The organism is Nonomuraea deserti, assembly GCF_004348685.1.
Lineage (GTDB): Bacteria > Actinomycetota > Actinomycetes > Streptosporangiales > Streptosporangiaceae > Nonomuraea > Nonomuraea deserti.
On the sequence record NZ_SMKO01000383.1, the window covers coordinates 1 to 2,393 of the forward strand.

The window sequence follows — 2,393 nt, forward strand, 5'->3', positions numbered from 1 at the left end:
GGCCCGGATCGGGGCCGAGGATCGGGGAGTCGTTCGCCTGTTCCTGCTCGCGGCGCTGGTCCGCGCACCTGCCTGCCGGCGTCCGCAGCGCGCGTCCACACGCCGTCTGTGGACAAGCGCCGCTTCTTGGTACGCGCCGCTTCTTGGTACGCGCCGCCTGTCGGCACGCGCCGCCTGTTGAAAGGCGCCGCCTGTCGGGAGGCACTCAGCGGATGAGTGCCCGTCGACAGGCACGCATCCGCTGGGGGCACCAAGGGGGTGCGCGAAGACTCGCCCTGCCAAGCGTGATCGTGACGGAAGGGTGGGCTCCGGGCGAGGGAGGCGCTCGCCCGGAGCCGGGGTCGGCCCTAAACGGGCATGCTGTACGTGATGCGGAAGCGGTCTCCGGGGACGACGATGTCGCTGGTCTCAACGGGACGATCGCCGGCCCAGTGAGTGCGCTCGATGTGCAGAACGTGAACGCCCGCCGCCAGGGCGAGCGCATCGCTCTCCGCAGGGCGGGGAACGCGGGTGTGCACGCTCTCGACGACCTCGGTGATCTTGATGCCGTGGGCGTACATCCTCGCCACCAGGCTGCGCCGCTCCTCCTCCGAATGTGCGGCGAACTCCATCGGCTCGTAGGAGGTGGCGAGCTGCAGCGGCTTGCCGTCGCCGCGATAGACGTAGCGCGTCTTGCTCAGCGTGGTCGCCTCGGTGAGGCGCAGCCGCCTGGCGATGTCGGGCCCCGCTTCGGCTGGTTCGCTGTGCCAGTCCCACGTCACGCGCCTGCCCTGGGACTGCAGGTCTGCCGCGAACGGGGCGGGGTGGTCCAAGAACCGCCATCGATGCAACGAGGTGAGGTCGGGGCGTTCCCTGACGTAATGGCCCGATCCCACGCGGCCGATGATGAGGCCTTCACCCGCGAGTACGCGGAGGGCGTGACGGGCGGCGGTCTCGCCGACCTGATATTTACGGGTCAGCTGCGCCCGCGACGGAATAGGCGCGCCGGGGGGAAGGGTGCCGTCGGTGATCTGTCGCCGGATGTCTTCGACGACACGCAGGTAGACCGGATCTGAGGTGGCCACTAGTCCATCCCTGGGGGTTCGTGTGAGGCGTTGCCCTATGTTGCCGTATTCGGCAGGTAACCGACCGTCATCGATGACTGCTGGAGCCCCAACTTTGCGATGGCGGAAAATTATCGGAGAAACCCTGTAACGCGGATGTAAGGGACGCCGATTCTCCGATAGAGGTCGTCGATGTGTGTACCCCCGAGCACATATCGGCGACCTCTTCCATGCCCATACCTGTCGCTCCAGCGGCTCGTGGATCGAGCGGGCCGGCTGCGGCCGGCCCGTGGGGTTCCGGAGAGGCGGCGCTGCAGGCCAGGGATGCCGCTTCGACTGCCCGGGCCCGTCACGCATGCCCCACATCCGCGCAGTTCGGACAGTACGGCACACCGCTTGTACGGCCAAATGCCCCAGCAGGGTCGCAGTACCGGCAGGGGGCTGCAATCAGCAGCACGCTTGTACCGAGTAACACCCTGGCCAGCCAGAACCGCGAAGAGACCGACCGCGCGCGGGGACGGATATGACGGCGGCGCATGCAGCGACCGGGTGACGGCGGCGCATGCAGCGACCGGGTGACGGCGGCGCACGCGGGGGTGGGGTGACGCCGGCGGCGCGTGCAGGGACCGGGATGAGGCGGCACGTGCGGGAGCGAGAGGAGGGCGACGCGTGCGGGACTGGGATGAGGCGGCACGTGCGGGAGCGAGAGGAGGGCGACGCGTGCGGGACTGGGATGAGGCGGCACGTGCGGGAACGAGAGGAGGGCGACGCGTGCGGGACTGGGATGAGGCGGCACGTGCGGGAGCGAGAGGAGGGCGACGCGTGCGGGACTGGGATGAGGCGGCACGTGCGGGAGCGAGAGGAGGGCGACGCGTGCGGGACTGGGATGAGGGCGTGTGGAGATCGGGAACGACAGCAGGGCCGGTCGGCGTATGACCGAGGGCAGGCAAAGGCTTACAAGCGGCACAACGCGCGCACAACGCAGGCAGCAGGGCGAGCGAAGGCGTAACGGCGCAGGAAATGGGCCGGACGAAGGCGCCGGCGGCGCGCGGAGTCGGCGGAGCGAAGGCATGAACGGCGGAGGAGTAGGCCGGGCGCAGATGTGACCAGCGCAGGAAGCGGGGCGGCCGAAGACGGCATCGGCGAGCAGAGCGGGGCGGGCGAAGACGGAAAACAGCGCAGGGAGCAGTGCGGGCGTAGACGCCAACGGCGGGCAGACTGGGGCGGGGGCGGACGAGAACAGCGCAGGGAGTAGGACGGGAGAGGGTGGCAACGGCGCGGGGGAGTCGCCGTGCGAAGGCATGAACGGCGGGGGAGTAGGCCGGGCGCAGATGTGATCAGCGCAGGGAG

2 protein-coding genes are annotated in these 2,393 nt (G+C 69.7%); one reads left to right on the forward strand and one right to left on the reverse strand.

Annotated elements, in window-relative coordinates:
* Positions 1-181, forward strand: a 181-nt coding sequence (locus tag E1292_RS53265) for a hypothetical protein (RefSeq protein WP_220447470.1), incomplete at its 5' end; no start/stop codon positions are given.
* Between the two features lie 166 nt (positions 182-347).
* On the opposite strand, the gene E1292_RS50145 is transcribed toward E1292_RS53265, so the two are convergent.
* On the reverse strand, positions 348-1,064 hold the full coding sequence (locus tag E1292_RS50145) for a GntR family transcriptional regulator (RefSeq protein WP_132606836.1): 717 nt from the start codon (positions 1,062-1,064) through the stop codon (positions 348-350).
* Positions 1,065-2,393 lie beyond the last annotated feature (1,329 nt).